Source organism: Pseudomonas sp. R2-60-08W, assembly GCF_003852335.1.
In the GTDB taxonomy this organism is placed as follows: Bacteria; Pseudomonadota; Gammaproteobacteria; order Pseudomonadales; family Pseudomonadaceae; genus Aquipseudomonas.
This window is the reverse complement of the sequence record NZ_CP027731.1, coordinates 3063810-3085146: the sequence shown is the minus strand read 5'-3', so window position 1 is coordinate 3085146 and position 21337 is coordinate 3063810. Positions and strand designations below refer to the sequence as shown.

Annotated in this window: 17 protein-coding genes; 10 read left to right on the top strand and 7 right to left on the bottom strand. The window is 61.2% G+C overall.

Translation table 11 applies throughout. From position 1 onward, the window contains the following. Positions 1 to 2: 2 nt before the first annotated feature. A complete protein-coding gene (locus C4J90_RS13930) occupies positions 3 to 1397 on the bottom strand; it encodes a DUF1254 domain-containing protein (RefSeq protein ID WP_124420073.1) in 1395 nt (464 codons plus the stop codon). A gap of 108 nt (positions 1398 to 1505) precedes the next feature. Beyond that, entirely contained in the window at positions 1506 to 1862 is a 357-nt protein-coding gene (locus C4J90_RS13925) for a response regulator (RefSeq protein WP_124414759.1), read from the bottom strand. Between the two features lie 236 nt (positions 1863 to 2098). On the opposite strand from C4J90_RS13925, the gene C4J90_RS13920 reads away from it, so the two are divergent. The 5 genes from C4J90_RS13920 to C4J90_RS13900 all read left to right on the top strand — a co-directional run bounded on the left by C4J90_RS13920 (position 2099) and on the right by C4J90_RS13900 (position 8666). Continuing rightward, positions 2099 to 5596 (top strand): response regulator, encoded by a 3498-nt coding sequence (locus C4J90_RS13920; RefSeq protein ID WP_124420072.1) that lies wholly within the window; start codon positions 2099 to 2101, stop codon positions 5594 to 5596. After that, entirely contained in the window at positions 5597 to 6427 is an 831-nt protein-coding gene (locus tag C4J90_RS13915) for a protein-glutamate O-methyltransferase CheR (RefSeq protein ID WP_372237478.1), read from the top strand. Then, complete coding sequence (locus tag C4J90_RS13910; protein ID WP_124362947.1) at positions 6424 to 7023, top strand: chemotaxis protein CheB; 600 nt, start codon at positions 6424 to 6426, stop codon at positions 7021 to 7023. Before C4J90_RS13915 ends, C4J90_RS13910 begins: the two co-directional genes overlap by 4 nt. After that, positions 7017 to 8210, top strand: coding sequence for a hybrid sensor histidine kinase/response regulator (locus C4J90_RS13905; protein WP_124362946.1), 1194 nt, complete (start codon positions 7017 to 7019; stop codon positions 8208 to 8210). Before C4J90_RS13910 ends, C4J90_RS13905 begins: the two co-directional genes overlap by 7 nt. A 78-nt stretch (positions 8211 to 8288) precedes the next feature. Further along, the gene (locus tag C4J90_RS13900; RefSeq protein WP_015372062.1) at positions 8289 to 8666 is read left to right on the top strand and encodes a response regulator; all 378 of its coding nucleotides are present in this window, start codon (positions 8289 to 8291) and stop codon (positions 8664 to 8666) included. A 25-nt stretch (positions 8667 to 8691) separates the two neighbouring features. Here the strand turns inward: C4J90_RS13900 and C4J90_RS13895 are convergent, their stop codons facing one another. The 3 genes from C4J90_RS13895 to C4J90_RS13885 form a co-directional block, all read right to left on the bottom strand. Further along, a complete protein-coding gene (locus C4J90_RS13895; protein WP_124414756.1) occupies positions 8692 to 10362 on the bottom strand; it encodes an ATP-binding protein in 1671 nt (556 codons plus the stop codon). Continuing rightward, positions 10359 to 11861, bottom strand: a complete 1503-nt coding sequence (locus tag C4J90_RS13890; RefSeq protein WP_124362944.1) for an ATPase domain-containing protein — start codon at positions 11859 to 11861, stop codon at positions 10359 to 10361. Before C4J90_RS13890 ends, C4J90_RS13895 begins: the two co-directional genes overlap by 4 nt. A gap of 144 nt (positions 11862 to 12005) precedes the next feature. Further along, positions 12006 to 13064, bottom strand: coding sequence for a tetratricopeptide repeat protein (locus C4J90_RS13885; protein WP_124362943.1), 1059 nt, complete (start codon positions 13062 to 13064; stop codon positions 12006 to 12008). 203 nt (positions 13065 to 13267) lie between these two features. Between C4J90_RS13885 and C4J90_RS13880 the strand changes: the two genes are divergently transcribed. From C4J90_RS13880 to C4J90_RS13860, 5 genes are read left to right on the top strand one after another with little or no spacing between them, the layout of a single operon-like run. Further along, a complete protein-coding gene (locus C4J90_RS13880; protein WP_124420071.1) occupies positions 13268 to 14917 on the top strand; it encodes an AMP-binding protein in 1650 nt (549 codons plus the stop codon). Positions 14918 to 14938: 21 nt separating this feature from the next. Next, positions 14939 to 15706, top strand: a complete 768-nt coding sequence (locus C4J90_RS13875; protein WP_124420070.1) for an SDR family NAD(P)-dependent oxidoreductase — start codon at positions 14939 to 14941, stop codon at positions 15704 to 15706. Positions 15707 to 15718: 12 nt separating this feature from the next. Next, positions 15719 to 16903 carry an acetyl-CoA C-acyltransferase gene (locus tag C4J90_RS13870; protein ID WP_124407249.1) on the top strand — a complete coding sequence of 395 codons (1185 nt, stop codon included), beginning with the start codon at positions 15719 to 15721 and terminating at the stop codon, positions 16901 to 16903. 9 nt (positions 16904 to 16912) lie between these two features. Continuing rightward, a complete protein-coding gene (locus C4J90_RS13865; RefSeq protein ID WP_124414752.1) occupies positions 16913 to 18040 on the top strand; it encodes an acyl-CoA dehydrogenase in 1128 nt (375 codons plus the stop codon). Positions 18041 to 18051: 11 nt separating this feature from the next. Next, positions 18052 to 18825, top strand: coding sequence for an enoyl-CoA hydratase (locus C4J90_RS13860; protein ID WP_092243611.1), 774 nt, complete (start codon positions 18052 to 18054; stop codon positions 18823 to 18825). A 146-nt stretch (positions 18826 to 18971) separates the two neighbouring features. Here the strand turns inward: C4J90_RS13860 and C4J90_RS13855 are convergent, their stop codons facing one another. Both C4J90_RS13855 and C4J90_RS13850 read right to left on the bottom strand, forming a co-directional pair. After that, a complete protein-coding gene (locus tag C4J90_RS13855; RefSeq protein ID WP_124420069.1) occupies positions 18972 to 20123 on the bottom strand; it encodes an acyl-CoA dehydrogenase family protein in 1152 nt (383 codons plus the stop codon). Between the two features lie 3 nt (positions 20124 to 20126). Next, on the bottom strand, positions 20127 to 21230 hold the full coding sequence (locus C4J90_RS13850; RefSeq protein WP_124420068.1) for an enoyl-CoA hydratase/isomerase family protein: 1104 nt from the start codon (positions 21228 to 21230) through the stop codon (positions 20127 to 20129). Between the last annotated feature and the right edge of the window lie 107 nt (positions 21231 to 21337).

The following is a 21337-nucleotide window of genomic DNA, read 5'->3' as shown; positions in this document are numbered from 1 at the left end:
TGTTACTTGAGCGGCGTCAACGGCGGCAACGTCCATTGACTGATTTCAGGCTTGGGCAGGTAAATACGCAGCACCGCGAAGAACGGCCCGGTGGGGGCGGGCAGCCAGTTGCTCTGTTCGGCCTTCGGTGGCTCATGATGCTGCAGCGCCAGGGTCAGGCCTCCGTCGGCGTCCCGCTTCAGCTCAGGCAGCATGCGTGAGTTGATCAGGTAACGTTTCTTGTGGTTGGGCACTAGCAATTTGGTCTTGGCGTCGTACATGGTCAGCGACCAGAACGCATCGGCGGGCGGCAGCTGGTCCTTGGCAAAGTGCACGGTATAGCTGCGGCGTGCGCCGTTGGCCGGCTTGCCTTCGCTGTCATCGAAGTAGGTGAAGTAAGCGGCTTCGTCGGTAGAGTTGCCGAAAATACCCAGGTTGGCGCCAGCGTAACGGTACAGGTAATTGTTTTTCAGGCGGTCACGGCTGCCGAACAGCTCCCCGCTGGAGACCTGGTGGGTGTCGATCTTGTCTTTCTTGAAGGCGACGAACTCGGCCTTGCCGTCGGCAATCCCGTCCTCCAGCGCTTTACGCTGTTCGGCGGTCAGTTGGTTCAACTTGAAGGGCGCGCCGGGGGCGATGCCGATGGTGGCAAAACGCGCCAGCAGGTCTTTCTCACTGTCCTGCGGCGCAGCAAAGGCCAGCATGAAGTTCAAGTAGCGGAACAACTGCGGGCTGTCGCTCATGTTCGCCATCGGCTTGGGCCACTCGATCTTCGGCACTTTGGCCGGGGCCGCTTGTTTCACGTAGCTGCTCAGCGGCTGCACTTTGTAGCCGCTCTGGATTTGCTTGACCTTGCTCAAGTCTTTTTCATCGAACAGCTGGGTACGATACAGCGCGTAGGCGATATTGCTTTCGCTGTAGACCACGCGGTCGATGTCGACTGGCTGCTGACCCTTCCAGTCGGGCCCCGCGATCATGTAGTGACCGCCATTGTTGCCGGTGCTGCGCGTGCCCAGGTAGGCAATATTGTGGGTATATAGGTCGATCAACTGCACCGAGTAGTAGCGGTTGTCTTCGACCTTGGGCAGGGTCAGCACCAAGGGTTCCTTGCGCAGATCCATCCAGACGAAGGAGTAGGGCGTGTCCGAGTTCGGGGTCACGAACGCGGTGTCCTTGGGGGTGAAAACCTGCGCGGTATTGCCGATGTGATTGAACGCGGCCTTGTAGTTGACACCGCCTTTATCAACGGCCTGGGTATAGAGCGTCTTGTACATCTGCACCACAGGATAGCCGTACAAATAGGCTTCCTTGGCAATGGCCCGTGCTTCGGTCGGCGTCGCCGTGAAGTCGGCCCAGGCGCTGGTGCTCAGGAGTATCGAGAGGCTCGCCAACACCAGGCGCGCGGGTTGTCCAATCATGTTGTTGCGTCCTTCCAGAGTTCGTTTGACTGACGGGGAAATAAAGGCGATGAGTTTCCTGTTTTATTTCCCGGACGTCACGTTAAAAACCTGCAAAAGGACAAGGGATCATGTGGGCAACATCGATTTGACTTTATCGCGCAGTTGATCGATCGAGAATGGCTTGCCAATCACCTGCATACCGGCTGGCACGTCGATGTTTTCGGCATAGCCGCTGGCGAACAGGATGGGCAGGGCGGGGCGCAGTTCGCGCACCTTGGTCGCCAGTTGCTTACCGTCCATATCCGGCAGGCCGACGTCGGTCATCATCAGGTCGATGACCGTGTCTTTGCCTTCGACAATCTTCAGCGCCTCTTCGGCATCGGCGGCCTCGAGTACCGTGAACTCCAACTCCTCAAGCACATCGACGATCAGCATGCGCACGATAGCGTCATCTTCGACAACAAGGATGGTGGAGCTAGACATAATAAGGCGTTCCCAAAAAAGACGAGGTTTTTACCAGCGGCCGTTCTGACCGACCTGTTACTTGAGTAAGCGCAGGTTATCGACAAGTTCCGTCGGGCGGTAAAAACGATAGAAAAGACCAGTCAGAATAGCCTGTTCTATCGTAGGAATCTGTACCAAATCATTCCAGAAAAATGGTCTTGGCCGTCACTTTGGGGCAAACTCCCGGTTTTTCCGCACTTGGCCAAGGCATGCCCATGACTCCCGCGTCGTCAGTTGATGAAAAGAGCTTCCGTAAACTCCTGGGTCGCAATGTGGCCCTGCCATTGGGCGTGGGTGTGCTCAGTGCGGTGTTTTTCGTTTTCCTGATCACTTACTTGCTGTCGGTGATCCAGTGGGTGGAGCACACCGACCGGGTCATCAACAACCTCAATGAGTCGTCCAAACTGACGGTCGACCTGGAAACCGGCATGCGCGGCTTCCTGATTACCGGTGACGAGCATTTCCTCGACCCTTACGAGGTGGCCAAGCCGCGAATCATTGCCGACCTGCGCAATTTGCAGGAATTGGTGGCCGACAACCCGCAGCAGGTCGACCGCCTCAAGCGTCTTGAAGCGTTGCAGGCAGAGTGGAACAACTACGCGCAGTCGATGATTGAATTGCAGCGCGACAGCGGCGACTTCCGCGGTGCGGTGAAGGCGGGCCGGGGCAAGCGCCTGACTGATGAAATTCGCAAGGAATATGACGACGCGGTGGCGATGGAGCAGCAGTTCCGTATCACCCGCAATGAAGAGGTCACCCGCACCACGGTGCTCAGCGTCACCCTGTACCTGGTGTTCGTACTCGGGCTCAGTGGGTTTCTGGCGTATGTCGGCCGAAAAAACTTAGTTGAACTATCAAACAGTTACAGCGCAAGCCTCGCGTCACAAAAGAAGATCGCCAAGCGCCTGGAGCAGCAAGCCTGGCTGCGCAACGGCCAAACTGAACTGGCCGAACAGGTGCTCGGCCAGCTGACCCTGAACCTGTTGGGCCGCAATATTCTGCAGTTCTTTGCCCAATACATGGGCTCGGCCGTTGGAGCGTTGTATGTGCGCGAAGAACACGGCGGGCTCAAACGCGTGGCCACCTACGGCTTCTCCCGCGAACAGGCGCAGCTGGAACAAGCGATCTACAGCGACGAAGGCATTGTGGGACAGGCCGCCCAGCTCGATCGCCTGATCCGCCTGGACGACGTGCCGGTGGACTACTTCAAGGTCAGCTCGGGGCTGGGCGAGGGCGCGGCCCGCAGCGTACTGGTAGTGCCAACCAGCGATGACGACCGCGTCAACGGCGTGATCGAGTTGGGCTTCCTGCGCCCGCTGGAAGAACGCGATGTCGAATTGCTGGAACTGATCGCGGGCAATATCGGTACATCCATCGAAGCCGCGCGTTATCGCCAGCGTTTGCAGGAAGTACTCGCTGAAACCCAGCAGCTCAACGAAGAGCTGCAAGTGCAGCAGGAAGAGCTCAAGACCGCCAACGAAGAGCTGGAAGAGCAGTCACGCATCCTCAAGGAGTCCCAGGCGCACCTGGAAACCCAGCAAGCGGAGCTTGAGCAGACCAACGAACAACTGGCCGAACAGACCCAGACCCTGGCCGATCAGCGCGATGCCATGGACCGCAAGAACATCGAACTCAACCGGGTGCAGCTGGAACTCGAAGACCGCGCCGATGAGCTGCAACGCTCCAGCAAGTACAAGTCCGAGTTCCTCGCCAACATGTCCCACGAGCTGCGCACGCCGCTGAACAGTTCGTTGATCCTGGCCAAGTTGCTGGCCGAGAACCCCCAGGAAAACCTCAGTGCCGAACAGGTCAAGTTTGCCGAGTCGATCTATTCGGCCGGCAATGACCTGCTCAACCTGATCAATGACATCCTGGATATTTCCAAGGTAGAAGCCGGCAAGCTGGAAGTGCGCCCGGAAAACTCCAGCGTCGAACGCCTGGTGGATGGCCTGCGCGGCATGTTCGAGCCGCTGGCCAAGGATCGTAATCTGGGCTTCCAGATCGACCTGCAGGAAGGCGCACCGTCCTTGTTGTTCACCGATCGCCAACGCCTGGAGCAGATCCTCAAGAACCTGCTGTCCAACGCCATCAAGTTCACCGAGCAGGGCGATGTCAGCCTGACGGTGTCCCGCGCACCGGGGGAGGGCATTGCCTTTACCGTGCGCGACTCGGGCATCGGTATCGCCCAGGATCAGCAGGAAAGCATCTTCGAAGCCTTCCGCCAGGCCGATGGCACCACCAATCGCCGTTACGGCGGTACTGGCCTGGGCCTGTCCATTTCCCGTGACCTGGCTAACTTGCTGGGCGGCTACATCAGCGTGGCCAGCGAACCGGGCAAGGGCAGCATTTTCACGCTGGTATTGCCGGAACAGTATGTTGAGCGCGCCGAAGACGCCGCGCCGATCGAGGCCCCACGCCAGGCCGTAGCGGTACCGGCCCCCGCGCCCGTAAAGGTTGCGACGTTGCCGGTAGCCGATGCCGAGCCTATCCCGCGCTTTGCCGACGACCGTGACAAAGGGCCATTCACTACCCGCTGCATCCTGGTGGTGGAAGATGAGCCGAATTTTGCGCGCATCCTCTTCGACCTTGCCCATGAGTTGGGCTACAACTGCCTGGTCGCCCACGGTGCTGACGAAGGCTACAGCCTGGCCGAGGAGTTCATCCCCGACGCGATCCTGCTCGACATGCGCCTGCCGGACCATTCCGGGCTGACGGTGCTGCAGCGTCTCAAGGCGCACGCCAATACCCGGCACATTCCGGTGCATGTGATTTCCGTGGAAGACCGCGTCGAAGCCGCCATGCACATGGGCGCCATCGGTTACGCGGTGAAACCCACCACCCGTGAAGAGCTCAAGGACGTGTTCGCGCGCCTGGAAGCCAAGCTGACGCAAAAGGTCAAGCGCGTGCTGCTGGTCGAGGATGACGACCTGCAGCGCGACAGCATTGCCCGCCTGATCGGCGACGATGACATTGAAATCACCGATGTCGGCTACGCCCAGGCTGCACTGGACCTGCTGCGCACCAATGTCTACGACTGCATGATCATCGACCTCAAGCTGCCGGACATGCTAGGCAACGAGCTGCTCAAGCGCATGGCCACCGAGGATATCTGCTCGTTCCCGCCCGTAATTGTCTACACCGGGCGCAACCTGACCCGCGACGAAGAGGCCGAACTGCGCAAGTATTCGCGCTCGATCATCATCAAGGGCGCCCGTTCTCCGGAGCGCCTGCTCGATGAAGTCACACTCTTTCTGCACAAAGTCGAATCCCAGCTGTCCCATGACCGCCAGAAGATGCTCAAGACCGCGCGCAGCCGCGACAAGGTGTTCGAAGGGCGCAAGATCCTGCTGGTGGACGACGACGTGCGCAATATCTTTGCCCTGACCAGCGCCCTGGAGCACAAAGGCGCCGTGGTGGTGATCGGGCGCAACGGCCGCGAAGCGATCGACAAGCTCAATGAAGTCGAGGATATCGATCTGGTACTGATGGACGTGATGATGCCGGAGATGGACGGTTACGAAGCCACCGCCCTGATCCGCCAGGACCCGCGCTGGAAGAAGCTGCCGATCATCGCCGTGACGGCCAAGGCCATGAAGGACGACCAGGAGCGTTGCCTGGCGGCAGGTTCCAACGACTACCTGGCCAAACCGATTGATCTGGACCGGCTGTTCTCGTTGATTCGCGTATGGCTACCAAAGATGGAACGCATTTAAGTGGAGCGAAGTTTTTTGGACAAAAGCAGCGACATTGAGCTGCGCCTGTTGATCGAGGCGATTTACCTCAAGTACAGCTACGACTTTCGCGACTACTCCGGTGCGTCGGTCAAACGGCGGGTGGCCCATGCCTTGCGCCAGTTCGACTGTGCGACCATTTCCGCGCTGCAGGAGCGGGTGCTGCACGACCCGGCCGCGTTCATGCAGTTGCTGCAGTTCCTGACGATCCCCGTGAGCGAGATGTTTCGCGACCCCTCGCACTTTCTCGCGATTCGCCGGGAAGTGGTGCCGCTGCTCAAGACCTACCCGTCGATCAAGATCTGGATCGCCGGCTGCAGCACGGGCGAGGAGGTTTACTCCATGGCGATCCTGCTGCGCGAAGAAGGCTTGCTCGAGCGCACCATCATCTACGCCACCGACATCAACCCGGCATCGCTGGACAAGGCCAAGCAAGGCATCTTCTCCCTGGAGAACGTGCGCGCCTACACGGCCAATTACCAGCAGGCCGGTGGACAACGCTCATTTGCCGACTACTACACCGCAGCTTACGATAACGCGATCTTCGACAAGACGCTGCGCGAGAACGTCACGTTCGCCGACCATAGCCTGGCGACCGACAGCGTATTTTCAGAAACTCAATTAATTTCATGTCGCAACGTGTTGATTTATTTCAATAAAAAGTTGCAAGACAGAGCGTTTGGGTTGTTTCATGAGTCGCTGTGCCATCGCGGTTTCCTGGTACTGGGCAGCAAGGAAACCCTGGATTTCTCCGCCTACAGCAAGCAATTCGAACCCTTGGTCAAACAGGAACGGATCTACCGCAAATTATGAGCGACGCTGCAATCACCCCGATTATCGGGATTGAAGCCATCGTCGTCGGCGCCTCCGCCGGCGGCGTGGAGGCGTTGCTGAGTATTTTCGGCAGGCTGCCGAATACGTTCGGCCTGCCGATCATTGCCGTGCTGCACCTGCCGGATGAACGTCGCAGCCAGTTGGCGGAGGTCTTTGCGCGGCGCCTGCGCATTCCGGTCAAGGAGGCGCGGGACAAGGAGTCGATCGAGGCGGGCACCTTGTATTTCGCCGGCCCTGGCTATCATTTGTCGGTGGAACACGACCGCAGCCTGTCCCTGAGCCAGGAGGACCGCGTGCACCATTCCCGGCCAGCCATCGATTTTCTCTTCGCCTCGGCCGCCGATGCCTACGGGCGAGGCCTGCTGGCGATCCTGCTGACCGGCGCCAACCAGGACGGCGCGCGCGGGCTGGCCCACGTCAAGCAATCGGGCGGCATCACCGTTGTACAGGACCCCGCTGAAGCCCGGATTGCCGTGATGCCCCTGGCGGCCCTGGCGTTGCACACACCCGACCATATTCTTTCCTTGAGCCAGATTGGCTCATTGCTGGCTTCCCTGGAACCTTCCCCATGTTAAGTACTGTCCAGGCCAAACTGCTGATCGTCGACGATCTGCCGGAAAACCTGCTGGCCCTCGAAGCGCTGATCAAGCGCGAAGACCGCCAGGTATTCAAGGCATTGAGTGCCGACGAGGCGTTGTCCCTGTTGCTGGAACATGAATTCGCCATGGCGATCCTCGACGTGCAGATGCCTGGCATGAACGGTTTCGAACTGGCCGAACTGATGCGCGGCACCGAAAAAACCAAGAACATCCCGATCGTATTCGTCAGCGCCGCCGGCCGCGAACTCAATTACGCCTTCAAGGGCTATGAAAGCGGCGCGGTGGACTTCCTGCACAAACCGCTGGATATCCACGCGGTAAAGAGCAAGGTCAATGTATTCGTTGACCTGTACCGTCAGAGCAAGGCGATGAAGCTGCAGGTCGAAGCCCTGGAGCGCAGCCGCCGCGAGCAGGAACTGCTGCTGACGCGCCTGCAGGCCACCCAGGCCGAGCTGGAGCAGGCCGTGCGCATGCGCGATGACTTCATGTCGATCGTCGCCCATGAAGTGCGTACGCCGCTCAACGGGCTGATCCTGGAAACCCAATTGCGCAAGATGCACTTGGCCCGCGACAACGCCGCAGCGTTCACCCTGGACAAGATGCACGCGATGGTCGACCGCGATGAGCGCCAGATCAAAAGCCTGATCCGCCTGATCGAGGACATGCTCGACGTGTCGCGCATCCGCACCGGCAAACTGTCGATACGCCCGGCGCGCTTTGACCTGGCGCAACTGGTGCGCAACCTGGTGCATAACTTCGAGCCGCAGGTCGCTGCCGCCGAATCGTCAATGCATCTGGTCGCCGACGAGCCGGTGGAAGGCCATTGGGATGAGTTCCGCATCGAGCAGGTGGTCACCAACCTGTTGACCAACGCCCTGCGCTACGGCGCCAAGAGCCCGGTCGAGGTGCGGGTTTACACCGAACACGGCGAAGCGCGCGTGGAAGTGCGTGACCACGGCATTGGTATCAGTGAAGAGAACCAGAAGCGCATTTTTCAGCAGTTCGAGCGGGTTTCGGTCAACCATGCGGCGGCCGGCCTGGGCCTGGGGCTGTTCATTTCCGAACAGATCGTCGCAGCCCACGGCGGTACCATCGAGGTCGAAAGCCAGATAGGCGAGGGCGCGCTGTTCCGGGTGTGCCTGCCGCTTCAGGCGACGGCATGAAATCAATCGTCACCTGGACGCAACCTCTAGGTGACCCCATGGTCGTAACACCAGCAATTGACCGAACAAAGGCTTCCCATGAGTGAAGATGCGCAAGATGTCGTACTGATCGTCGAAGACGACGAATCCATTATGTTTGTGCTGGGTGAATACCTGGCGGGCCTGGGTTATCGGGTGTTGAAGGCGGTCAATGGAAAAGAGGCATTCGAAATCCTCGCGACCAAACCGCACCTGGACCTGATGGTCACCGACTACCGCCTGCCCGGCGGCATTTCCGGCGTGCAGATCGCCGAACCGGCGCTCAAGGTGCGCCCGGAGTTGAAAGTGATCTTTATCAGCGGTTATCCGCAGGAAATTCTCGACTGCGACAGCCCGATCACGCGCAACGCACCGATCCTGGCCAAGCCGTTTGACCTGGATACGCTGCAGGAGCATATCCAGCGCCTGTTGGCCTGACGCCCTCCAGGGCTGCCGTGCAGCCCTAGTCCCTGATCATCTCGCGCACCTTCTCGGTCAGCAGGTCGAACGTGAACGGCTTGGTAATCAGCTGCATGCCGGGGTCAAGAAACCCGCCACGCACCGCTGCATGTTCGGCATAACCGGTGATGAACAGCACTTTGAGGTCAGGGCGGATTTGTCGACCGATTTCCGCCAATTGCCGGCCGTTCATGCCAGGCAGGCCAACGTCGCTGATCAACAGGTCGATACGCTGATCGGATTCGATGATCGGTACCGCCGTGCTGGCGTCACCGGCTTCGACAAAGGCGTAGCCCAACTCTTTGAGCACCGCGCTCACCAGCACCCGTACCGCTGGGTCATCTTCGACGATCAGGACGGTCTCTCCGTCATTGGCGAACGGCAACAAGGCCGGATTCACCGCGGCATCCTCAACCATTTCCCCGACAAAGCGCGGCAGGAACAAACTGACGGTGGTGCCCTTGTCCACTTCGCTGTGCAGCGTGACGTGCCCCCGGGATTGACGGGCAAACCCATAGATCATCGACAGACCCAAGCCCGTGCCCTGGCCGATCGGCTTGGTGGTGAAGAAGGGGTCGAACACTCGGCCCATGACACTCTCTGGAATGCCGCAGCCGGTGTCACTGACACTCAACTCGACGTAGTCACCCGGGCTCAAGGTGCCATAGGCGGCTGTGAATACACTATCGAGGTGACGGTTGGTGGTTTCCACGGTGAGGCTGCCGCCGCTGGGCATCGCGTCACGCGCGTTGATCACCAGGTTGAGCAGGGCGCTTTCCAATTGATTCGGGTCGGCTTCGGCCGTCCACAGGGTGTCGCTCAAACGCATTTGCAGGCAGATACTTTCGTTGATACTGCGTTCCAGCAGTTCGCCCATGGAGGTCACCAGTTTATTGATCTCCACCGGTTTCGGGTCCAGCGATTGCCTGCGCGAAAACGCCAGCAGGCGATGGGTGAGGCCAGCAGCGCGGTTGGCCGAGGTGACGCCCAGGTCGATCAGGCTGTCCAGATCGTCCAGCTTGCCCCGTGCCACACGCCGGCGCAGCAGTTCCAGGCTGCCGATGATGCCGGTCAGCATGTTGTTGAAGTCATGGGCGATGCCACCGGTCAATTGGCCGACGGCTTCCATTTTCTGCGACTGGCGCAGGGCTTCTTCATTGCTGCGCAATTGCGCGGTACGTTCTTCCACTTGCTGTTCGAGGGTTTCCAGGGTGCGTTGCAGGCGCAGTTCACTGGCGCTCAGGTCGACCAAACGGTCCCGGGCTTCGTATTGCCGGCGCCGCCCACGCAGGGCGGTGCTGATCAGGCTGATCAGGGTGACAGGATGAAAGGGGCGCTCAAGGAAGGTGACATTGCCCAACAGTCCGCTCAGATGCGACGAGCCATTTTGCTCGCTGCCGCCGTGATGGGTCATCAGTACAATGGGCAAGTCCGACCAGGCCGGCTGCTGGTGCAGGTACTCCAGCAGCGGCTCCATGTCCACGCCCCGCAAGGCTTCGGCGGCAATGATCAGCACGCCGGCGCCCTCGTGCAGTGCTTCGCACAAGTCGGCCAGGCTGCCGGCAACCACGCCATGGTAGCCGGCCTCTTTGAGCATCATCAGCGCCAACGAGCTGTCGCGCCCCAAAGGCGCAAGAATAACGGCCCGTTCGGAGACTGGGGTAAGGGACGTCACACTCCCTCTTCCTTGAGCAGAGGCGAGCCGGCGCCCATGTAGATCGGGATGCCGCGCAGCACGCCCTGGAAATTATCCAGGGGTTCGCCAACGGTCATGCCGCGACTGCTGATGCGGTACTCGCGAATCGTCGACTCATGGGTACCGGTGCGTTTCTTGATCACCGAAATGGCCCGACGAACCTTGCCCAGTGCCTCGAAGTAACGCAGCAGGATCACGGTGTCGGCCAGGTAGGTAATATCCACGGGCGTCTGCATATCGCCGACTAGGCCATGCTGGGCCACGGTCATGAACGTCGCGGCACCCCGTCGGTTCAGGTACAGCAGCAGTTCATGCATGTGCAGGATCAGCGCGTTCTCTTCCGGCATGGCGGCCTGGTAGCCGTTGATGCTATCGATGACCACGGTTTTGATGCCGCCTTCGTCCACGCAACGCCGTACTCGGTGGGAGAATTCCCCAGGAGACAGCTCGGCCGCGTCGACCTGTTCGATCAACAGGTTGCCGGTGGCCTGCATCGCAGCCAGATCGATACCCATGTTATGCATGCGCTCGAACAGCAAACCCATCTCTTCGTCAAAGATAAACAGCGCGGCCTTTTCGCCACGCTGTACGGCGGCGGCGGCGAAGACCATTGAAATCAGCGATTTGCCGGTGCCGGCCGGGCCAAGGATCAGGCTGCTGGAACCTGTTTCGACGCCGCCGCCCATCAGGGCGTCGAGTTCGGGGATGCCGCTGCTCATGGTCTGGCGCGTGTAGCCGCCGCGATGTTCGGCGGCGACAAGGCGAGGGAATACGTGTACACCGTCGCCCATGATGGTGAAATCGTGAAAGCCGCCACGGTATTTCTGGCCACGGTATTTCACTACCCGCACCCGGCGGCGTTCGGCGCCGTAACTGGGTGTCAGTTCTTCCAGGCGAATCACGCCGTGGGCCACACTGTGAACGGTTTTGTCGAGGGATTCGGTGGTCAGGTCATCGAGCAGCAGCACCGTGGCGTCATACCGCACAAAGTAGTGTTTGATCGCCAGGATCTGCCGGCGATAGCGCAGGGAGCTCTGCGCCAACAGGCGGATCTCCGACAGGCTGTCGACCACTACGCGGGTCGGCTTGACCCGTTCCACCACCTCGAAAATCTGCCGCGTGGCTTCGCCCAGCTCAAGGTCCGAGGAGTACAGCAGGCTCTGCTGGTGCTCGGCGTTGAGCAGGCTTTCCGGCGGAGTCAATTCGAAGATATGGATGTTGTCGTCCAAGTCCCAACCATGGGACTTGGCGCCTTGGCGCAGCTCATGTTCGGTTTCGGACAGGGTGATATACAGAGATTTTTCACCGTCTTTCGCTCCCGCCTGCAGAAAGTGCAGGGCGACGGTGGTTTTACCCGTGCCCGGCTCGCCTTCCAGCAGGAACAAGTGGCTGCGCGATAGCCCCCCGGCAAGAATGTCATCAAGACCTTCGATACCAGTGGCTGCCTTTTCACTTAAAAGCGAATTAGATGTAGACAAGAAGTGCCCTCAGGTCACGTACAAGTTGGGTGCGCGCCGCTGTGGCGCGCCATATTCACTTGACCGTATCGACCTGTGGCGGTTCAACGTTTTGAATTATTTGTGCGCGGCGCCGGCATCTTCCATGCATTTTTTTGAGCGCGGTCACAGACCCTGCTGCAGCGCGGGGTCATCCGGGTTCTGTTGCTCAAGCTGTGCCAGCAGCACCTGGACATTCTGCAACTGGCCGCTCTCTTTCCAATAGTTGACCAGCAGCACCCGCGCTTTCCGATTGGCCGGGTGGCGCTGCACGATTTCTTCCAACTGGCGCTGGGCAGCCTCGAGTTCTTCCTGGTCGTGCAGCGTGGTGGCCAGGTCGTAGCGGTAGTCCTGATTGTCCGGCTCAAGCTCCACCGCCTTGGACAGGCCGAGCAGGGCATAAGGCCGCTCGCCATGGTGCAGCAGCCACATACCCAGGGCGTGTTGCAGGTAGGCCGATTCCGGGTGCGCCGCCAATTGCTGCGCGAGCAGCTGGCGCGATTCGTCGGTCTTGCTCTGTTTATCCAGCAGCTCGATCTGCGCCACCACCGCTTGCAGGTTATCCGGTTGCAGGCGCATGGCCTGCTGCAGGGCGTTTTGCGCCTCCGGCAGCAGGGCGCTGTGGATATACAGGCGCGCCAACTGAATCCAGCCTTCGGCGGTCTCGGGTTGGGCCTTGAGGGTATTGGCGAATTCGTCGAGCACTTGCTGCAGCGGGCCGAAGTACAGGCCCAGGGTGTCCGGCGACAGGCCGAGCAGGGCGTTGGCGGCGGCAAAGCGCACCTGCTGCTCGGGGTCATCCAGCACCGGGCCGAGCAACAAGGTGCGCTGGCCGGAAGGTACCAGGCCGACAATGCTGTGAATTGCCGCTTCACGCACCCGTGGCGATTCATTGGCCAAGTCTTTATCTGCCAGCTTCAACGCCTGGGGGCTGGGGTAGTTAGGCAATTCGGCATGCAGCGCGGCGCGGCGCTCAGGTGAAAGGTCCGGCCGCCCCAGCTGTTGATACAACACCCGCGCCGCGCCCGGCTCACCGTTGCGCGCCTGCTTCAAGGCTTGGGAATAACCGTGGGCAATCGCCGGCGGCACGGCCACCGGCGTTGCGCGGGCGAAAAACCAGGTGATCAACAAAATCGACAACAGGGCGCACAGGCCGACAATGGCGTAACGGCGTGACTTTGACATGCAGGCGTCCGAAGGCAGGGTACAGGTACAAAGCCTCAAGCTTCGGCCAGTGCAGGGCGAGTGTCAAACCCGATTGGCCAAACCGGTCAGCCATGTTGAAGGCTTTGACCATTGCTCGTAGCGCCGCTGCAGGGCGACTATTTGAGAGCGATTGACCGCCTGGAAAGTGTCCTTAAAACAAAAACACACAAGGAACTGAAGCGATGCGTGATTACCTGGCCGCCACCACCGAGTTCGATTACCAACACACCGTCGACGCCGCCCTTGCCGGCAACCTGCAGGCGCTCAACGCCTGTGTGGAATGCTGTGACCGTCACGCATTGCCTGGGCGCATTGCGCTGTTCTGGGAGGGCAGGGACGGGCGCAGCGCCACGGCGACCTTCACCGACTTGCAGGACCAGGCCTCACGCTTCGCCAATTTCCTGCTGGCCCAGGGCGTCAAGCGCGGCGATAAAGTCGCCGGCCTGTTGCCGCGCACGGCCGAACTGCTGGTGGTGGTATTCGCCACCTGGCGTATCGGCGCGGTCTATCAACCGTTGTTTACCGCATTCGGGCCCAAGGCGATCGAACATCGCCTGAACAGTTCCGGCGCCGCGCTGGTCGTCACCGATGCCGTGAACCGGCCCAAGCTCACCGACGTTGACGGCTGCCCCACCATCGTGACGGTCACCGGGGCCAAGGGCGAAGGCCTGGTACGCGGCGATTTCAGCTTCTGGGCCGAACTGCCCAACCACTCGAACGTCTGCGAGCCCGTGCTGCTGGGGGGCGACGAGCCCTTCCTGCTGATGTTCACCTCGGGCACCACCGGCCCATCCAAAGCCCTGTCGGTACCGCTCAAGGCGATTGTCGCGTTCCAGAGCTACACCCGCGACGCGGTGGACCTGCGCCCAGAAGACGCGTTCTGGAACGTGGCCGATCCGGGCTGGGCCTATGGCATCTACTTCGGCGTGACCGGGCCGCTGTCCCTGGGGCATCCGATCACCTTCTACGATGGCCCCTTCAGCGTGGAAAGCACCTGCCGGATCATCAACAAATACGGCATCACCAACCTCACCGGTTCGCCTACCGCGTATCGACTGTTGATCGCCGGCGGCGAGCCGTTCGCCCGCTCGATCAAGGGCAAGCTACGCATCGTCAGCAGCGCCGGCGAGCCCCTGAACCCCGAGGTGATCCGCTGGTTCGCCGACAACCTTGGCGTGACCATCCACGATCACTACGGGCAGACCGAACTGGGCATGGTGCTGTGCAATCACCATGGCCTGGCGCACCCGGTACACGTCGGCTCGGCCGGGTTCGCCTCGCCTGGGCATCGCATCGTGGTACTGGATGACAATTACCAGGAACTGCCTGCCGGTCAGCCCGGCATTCTCGCCATCGACCGTGAGCAATCGCCAATGTGCTGGTTCGCCGGGTATGAAGGCGTCAACACCAAAGCCTTTGTCGGCAAGTACTACCTCAGTGGCGACACCGTGGAGCTCAACCCGGACGGCAGCATCAGTTTTGTCGGGCGCAGTGATGACGTGATTACCACTTCCGGCTACCGCGTAGGACCGTTCGACGTGGAAAGCGCCCTGGTCGAACACCCGGCCGTGGTCGAGGCCGCCGTGGTCGGCAAGCCCTGCCCGGAGCGCACCGAACTGGTGAAAGCCTTCGTGGTGATCAATGAGCAGTACCGCGCGACTCCGGAACTCGCCGAAGAATTGCGCCTGCATGTGCGCCAGCGCTTGGCGGCCCATGCGTACCCGCGGGAAATCGAATTCGTCAGCGACTTGCCCAAGACCCCCAGCGGCAAGCTGCAACGCTTTATTTTGCGTAATCAGGAAATCGCCAAGGCCCAGGCGGCCGTGGCGTGATCCGTTGAAAAGGAAACCATGATGCAGATTGAAAACAAGGTATTTTTGGTCAGCGGCGGCGCTTCGGGCCTCGGTGCGGCCACTGCCGACATGCTGGTCGCAGCGGGTGCCAAGGTCATGCTGGTAGACCTCAACGCCGATGCCGTCGCCGCCAAGGCCCGGCAACTTGGCGATAACGCCCGCAGCGCCGTGGCGGATATCAGCCAGGAAGCCGCTGCCGAAGCGGCTGTGCACGCCGCCGTTGCCGCCTTTGGCGGGTTGCATGGCTTGGTCAACTGCGCCGGTGTGGTGCGCGGTGAGAAAATCCTCGGCAAAAACGGCCCACACGGCCTGGCCAGCTTCGCCAAGGTGATCAACGTCAACCTGATCGGCAGCTTCAACCTGCTGCGCCTGGCTGCAGCGGCTATCGCTGAAACACCTGCGGATGCCGATGGCGAACGCGGTGTAATCATCAATACCGCTTCGGTGGCGGCGTTCGACGGGCAGATCGGTCAAGCCGCGTATGCCGCCTCCAAAGGCGCGATTGCCAGCCTCACCCTGCCGGCCGCACGGGAATTAGCGCGTTTTGGTATCCGGGTGATGACCATCGCGCCCGGCATTTTCGAAACCCCGATGATGGCCGGCATGACCCCGGAAGTCCGCGATTCCCTTGCCGCCGGCGTGCCGTTTCCGCCGCGCCTGGGCAAACCCGCCGAATATGCGGCCTTGGTGCGGCATATCATTGAAAACAGCATGCTCAATGGCGAGGTGATCCGTCTTGACGGTGCCTTGCGTATGGCTGCCAAGTAAGGAGGTCTCTTCATGAACGATCCTATCGTTATCGTCAGCGCCGTGCGCACGCCCATGGGCGGGTTCCAGGGCGACCTCAAGGGCCTGACCGCACCGCAACTGGGCGCCGCCGCGATTCGTGCGGCCGTGGAGCGCGCGGGTATCGCCAGCGACGCCGTGGATGAGGTGTTGTTTGGCTGCGTGCTGCCCGCCGGCCTCGGCCAGGCGCCGGCACGCCAGGCAGCGTTGGGCGCCGGGCTGGACAAAGCCACCCGCTGCACCACCCTCAACAAGATGTGCGGTTCCGGCATGCAGGCGACGATTCTGGCCCACGATGCGTTGCGCGCCGGCAGCGTCGACGTGGTGATTGCCGGCGGCATGGAGAGCATGTCCAACGCGCCGTACCTGCTCGACCGCGCCCGCAGCGGCTATCGCATGGGCCACGGCAAGGTGCTCGACCACATGTTCCTCGACGGCCTGGAAGACGCCTACGACAAGGGGCGCCTGATGGGCACCTTTGCTGAAGATTGCGCCGAGCATAACGGTTTTACCCGACAAGCCCAGGACGCCTTTGCGATTGCCTCGCTGACGCGTGCGCAGGAAGCCATCACCCATGGCAGTTTTGCCGCCGAAATAGTCCCGGTCCAGGTCACCGTCGGCAAAGAGCAAAAAACCATCCTGCATGACGAACAGCCGCCCAAGGCCAAGCTGGACAAGATCGCCAGCCTCAAACCGGCCTTCCGCGACGGCGGCACGGTGACCGCAGCCAACTCCAGCTCGATCTCCGATGGCGCGGCGGCGCTGCTGTTGATGCGTGAGTCCGATGCACGGCAACGCGGCCTCAAGCCGCTGGCGGTGATTCATGGGCATGCGGCGTTCGCCGATGAGCCGGGGCTGTTTCCGGTGGCGCCTGTCGGCGCGATCCGTAAGTTGATGAGCAAAACCGGCTGGAACGTGGCGGATGTCGACCTGTTCGAGATCAACGAAGCGTTCGCGGTGGTCAGCCTGGTGACCATGAGCAAACTGGAGATTCCCCACAGCAAGGTCAACGTGCACGGCGGCGCCTGCGCCCTGGGCCATCCGATCGGCGCCTCGGGCGCGCGCATCCTAGTGACCTTGCTCTCGGCCCTGCGCCAGAAAGGCCTCAAACGCGGGGTCGCTGCCATCTGCATCGGCGGTGGTGAAGCCACGGCCATGGCCGTTGAATGCCTGTATTAAGGACTGACCATGCTGCCTAATGACGAACAATTGCAAATCAGCGACGCGGCCCGGCAGTTTGCCCAGGAGCGTCTGAAACCGTTCGCCGCCGAATGGGACCGCGAGCATCGCTTTCCAAGGGAGGCCGTCGGTGAAATGGCCGAACTGGGCTTTTTCGGCATGCTGGTACCGGAACAATGGGGCGGCTGCGACACGGGTTACCTGGCCTACGCCATGGCCCTGGAAGAAATCGCCGCCGGCGACGGGGCTTGCTCGACCATCATGAGCGTGCATAACTCGGTGGGTTGCGTGCCGATCCTCAAATTTGGCAATGACCAGCAGAAAGACCAGTTCCTCAAGCCCCTGGCCAGCGGGGCCATGCTCGGCGCCTTTGCGCTGACCGAACCCCAGGCCGGTTCCGACGCCAGCAGCCTTAAAACCCGCGCACGCCTTGACGGTGATCATTACGTGCTCAACGGCTGCAAACAATTCATCACTTCCGGGCAAAACGCCGGCGTGGTGATTGTGTTTGCGGTCACTGACCCGGCGGCGGGCAAGCGCGGCATCAGTGCGTTTATCGTTCCCACCGACTCGCCGGGCTATACCGTGGCGCGGGTCGAGGACAAGCTGGGACAGCACGCATCGGATACCTGCCAGATCCTGTTTGAAGACATGAAGGTGCCGGTCGCCAACCGTCTGGGCGAGGAGGGCGAGGGCTACAGGATCGCCCTGGCCAACCTCGAAGGCGGACGCGTGGGCATTGCCGCGCAATCGGTGGGCATGGCCCGCGCCGCCTTTGAAGCGGCCCGCGACTACGCCCGCGAGCGTGAGACCTTCGGCAAGGCCTTGATCGAACACCAGGCCGTGGCCTTTCGCCTGGCCGACATGGCCACGCAAATTGCCGTCGCCCGGCAGATGGTCCATTACGCGGCAGCCCTGCGTGACAGCGGCAAACCGGCCTTGGTCGAGGCCTCGATGGCCAAGCTGTTCGCCTCGGAAATGGCCGAGAAAGTCTGTTCGGCCGCCTTGCAAACCCTGGGCGGTTACGGTTACCTGAGCGACTTCCCGCTGGAGCGGATCTACCGCGATGTGCGGGTCTGCCAGATTTACGAAGGCACCAGCGATATCCAGCGCATGGTCATCTCACGCAATCTTTAAGGAGCCGATACATGAGTTATGAAACCATTTTGCTCGAAGTCCAAGGCCGCGTCGGGCTGATTACCCTCAACCGCCCGCAGGCGCTGAACGCCTTGAATGCCCAACTGGTCAGCGAGTTGAACCAGGCGCTGGATGGCCTGGAAGCCAACCCGGAAATCGGCTGCATCGTGCTGACCGGCTCAAAGAAAGCCTTCGCCGCCGGAGCCGACATCAAGGAAATGGCCGAGCTGACCTACCCGCAGATCTACCTGGACGACCTGTTCAGCGACAGCGACCGCGTGGCCAACCGCCGCAAGCCGATCATTGCCGCCGTGAACGGCTTCGCCCTCGGTGGTGGCTGCGAGCTGGCGCTGATGTGCGACTTTATCCTGGCCGGTGACAGCGCCAAGTTCGGTCAGCCCGAGATCAACCTGGGCGTGCTGCCGGGCATGGGCGGTACTCAGCGGCTTACCCGTGCGGTGGGCAAGGCCAAGGCCATGGAAATGTGCCTGACCGGGCGCTTTATCGACGCTGTAGAAGCCGAACGTTGCGGCATCGTTGCGCGCATCGTGCCTGCTGACGAGCTGCTGGACGAAGCGTTGAAAGTGGCCACGCTGATCGCCGGCAAATCGGTGCCGATCAGCATGATGGTCAAGGAAAGCGTGAACCGCGCGTTTGAAGTGAGCCTGTCCGAAGGCGTGCGTTTTGAGCGCCGCGTGTTTCATGCAGCGTTTGCGACCCAGGATCAGAAGGAAGGGATGGCGGCGTTCGTGGCCAAGCGCGCACCGGAGTTCAAAGACAAGTAGCTGTGGAGAGTCAAGATCGTTCCCACGCTCCGCGTGGGAACGCAGCCCGTGACGCTCTGCGTCACCCGTGGCCATCGTTAGCGGGACGCGGAGCGTCCCAGGTGGCATTCCCACGCAGAGCGTGGGAACGATAAAACCCTTATCAGTCAGAGCTGATAATTCTTCAATTCCCTGGCAATCACCATCCGCTGAATCTCGCTGGTGCCTTCGTAAATCTGTGTGATCCGTGCATCCCGGTAGTAACGCTCCACCGGATAGTCTTCCAGATACCCATACCCGCCATGAATCTGCATCGCTTTCGAGCAAACCTTTTCAGCCATTTCCGAAGCAAACAGCTTGGCCTGTGACGCTTCCGACAGGCACGGCTTGCCGGCGCTGCGCAGGCGTGCGGCGTGCAGGATCAGCAGGCGTGCGGCGTTCAGTTGGGTTTGCATGTCGGCCAACAGGTTGGCCACGCTCTGGTGTTCGATGATCGCCTTGTCGAACTGCACCCGGTCACGGGCATAGGCCAGCGCCGCCTCAAAAGCGGCCCGCGCGATGCCCAGGGCCTGGGCGGCGATGCCGATGCGCCCACCCTCCAGGTTGGACAGGGCGATGGCCAGGCCTTTGCCGCGCTCGCCCAGCAGGTTGGCTTCGGGCACCGTGCATTGGTTGAAGGTGACGGCGCAGGTGTCCGATGCGCGAATGCCCATCTTGTGTTCGGTGCGGTCGACCACGAAGCCCGGGGTATCCGTGGGGACCAGGAATGCCGAAAGGCCTTTCTTGCCCAGCTCCGGGTCGGTCACGGCGAACACAATGGCCAACTTCGCGCGCTTGCCATTGCTGACAAACTGCTTGGCGCCGTTGATCACCCACTGGCCATCGCGCAGTTCGGCACGGGTGCGCAGATTATGGGCTTCAGAGCCGGCCTGGGGCTCGGTCAGGCAGAAGCAACCGATGGCCTGGCCGCTGGCAAGCGCGGCCAGCCAGGTATGTTTCTGCGCCTCTGTGCCGTAGTTGAGGAGTGGGCCGCAACCCACTGAATTATGGATACTCATCAGTGCGCCCGTGGCGCCATCCCCGGCGGAAATTTCCTCCACGGCCAGGGCATAGGCGACGTAATCCACGTAGGTGCCGCCCCATTCTTCCGGCACCACCATGCCGAGCAGGCCCAGCTCGCCCATCTTGGCCACCAGGGCGTCGTCGATCCAGCCGGCCTTTTCCCAGGCCTGGGCGTGGGGTGCGATTTCACCTCGGGCAAAGTCACGCGCCATGTCGCGGATCATCATTTGTTCTTCAGTATATTCAAGATCTTGCATGGCTTATTTCTCAATCTGCTTGAAGTCGTGAAAGAAGCTGTCGACATGGTCGGCGTCCAGCCCTTGCAGGGTGGGCGGATTCCACTGCGGGTTCTTGTCTTTATCGATGATCAACGCGCGAACCCCTTCAATCAGGTCGCCGCGTGCGAACCACTGGCGGTCCAGATGCAGCTCCAGGGCAAAGCACTGTTCCAGCGGCAGGTGGCGCCCACGGCGCAGCATCTGCAGGGTGACGGCCATGGCCAGGGGCGAACGGGTCTGCATCAGGGCGACGGTAGTCAGCGCCCAATGGTGGCTGTCGGCGACGGTGACTTGCTGTAGCTGCTCGACCATGCTCGGCACGTCCGGCAGCGCGAAGAAATGGTCGATGGCCGGGCGCAAGGCCGCCAGCGGCGCATCCGGCAGTTGTTGTAGGGCCAGCCCGGCGAGCACGCCTTGCAGGTCCTTGAGGGGCGAGTCGCGCCATTGCAGGCTGTCGAGCGCGTGCCCAAGCTCCGTCAGTTTGGCGCTGTCGAGGTACCAATCGGCCAGGCCGCAGTACAGGGCGTCCGCCGCACGGATCTGCACCCCGGTGACGCCGAGGTAAATCCCCAGCTCGCCTGGAATACGCGGCAGGAAGTAGCTGCCACCCACATCCGGAAAATAGCCGATGGCCACTTCCGGCATCGCCAGCCGGCTGCGCTCGGTCACGACGCGCAGGTCGGCGCCCTGTACCAGGCCCATACCACCGCCGAGCACGAAGCCGTCCATCAAGGCCAGCACGGGTTTGGGGTAATGGTGGATGGCCAGGTCGAGCGCGTATTCCTCGACGAAGAAGTCTTCATGCAGGGTGTCGCCACGCTTGAAACTATCGTACAGGGAACGGATATCGCCGCCGGCACAGAAGGCCTTGTCGCCGGCACCGCGCAGCACCACGGCATAGACAAGCGGATCATCGGCCCAGGCCTGCAGCTGCGTCGTCAGCAGACGCACCATCTCCAGGGTGATGGCATTCAAGCCGGTGGGGCGGTTGAGGGTGAGGTAACCGATATGGTTACGCACCTCACTGAGTACTTCTTCCTGCTGAATATCGGTGTGGCGTGCTTCGGAGGACACCTGAGCAGTCATCACTAACTCCCTGCTTTTATTGTTCTTTATCAAGATGTTCGCGGGCGAACTATCGCGTGATCGTACCAGCGCAAATTTGCCGCCTACAACCCGGAATCATGCAGGTC